The sequence below is a fragment of the Curvibacter delicatus NBRC 14919 genome, assembly GCF_001592265.1.
GTDB classification, from domain to species: Bacteria; Pseudomonadota; Gammaproteobacteria; order Burkholderiales; family Burkholderiaceae_C; genus Hylemonella; species Hylemonella delicata.
Map to the genome: position 1 here is coordinate 1 of NZ_BCWP01000106.1, position 702 is coordinate 702.

A 702-nucleotide genomic window follows, 5' to 3' on the forward strand; every position below is an offset into this window, starting at 1 on the left:
CCTTAGTGCTGCAGACCAGACGTTCGCCGTTCATACCACAGTCGATCCTTCGGGACTGGGGCTGTTTAGGGCGTGACATGCCCGTTGCATTGTGATTGACGCCCTTCCCCAACCTCAGAAAGTCCTTCACCATCTTGAACCTCCTTCGGGAGCCAGTGTGTGTTTCGATGATGGCGACGAAGGCTGCCGAACACGAACCTGAACAACGAATGGCTGCGCCGTGCCCGACCGGCGGCCGCCCAGGCGCCTGAACTGAAGCGGGCCAGAATTTGAACGCATGCTGGGAATCAACGAGAATTCCGGCCAACGACACCACGGCAGAAGCCCGAGGGAGCAACTAACCAGCCCCCGGGTTCGTGGCGGTGGTCCAGTTCAGCAGGGTCTACTCAGGGAGGGAAGTATCTTGGCAGGAACGGTTCCGGAAATCTATGAGGGCAGGGTGCCCGCGCTGGTCAAGCACACGTTGCTGAAGAACTACCTTGAGAAGCTGGTTCTGATCATCGGCATGAACGGCAGAAAGGTTGGCAAGGCGGAAATCTGCTATGTCGATTGCTTTGCTGGGCCTTGGGGATCGGATGACGAAGACTTGGATGGCACATCAATTGCGCTCTCCCTTCAGACCTTGGCCCGATGCAAGGCAGAACTGGCCGAACTTGGCGTCGATGCGAGGATGCGAGCGCTCTACATCGAGAAGGATGATAA

General features: G+C 57.5%; 1 protein-coding gene. It reads left to right on the forward strand.

Annotated features, from left to right (window positions below; genetic code table 11):
* Positions 1 to 277: 277 nt before the first annotated feature.
* Positions 278 to 702 (forward strand): class I SAM-dependent methyltransferase (locus tag CDE01S_RS18015; RefSeq protein ID WP_218016555.1); only part of this gene is annotated, 425 nt, incomplete at its 3' end.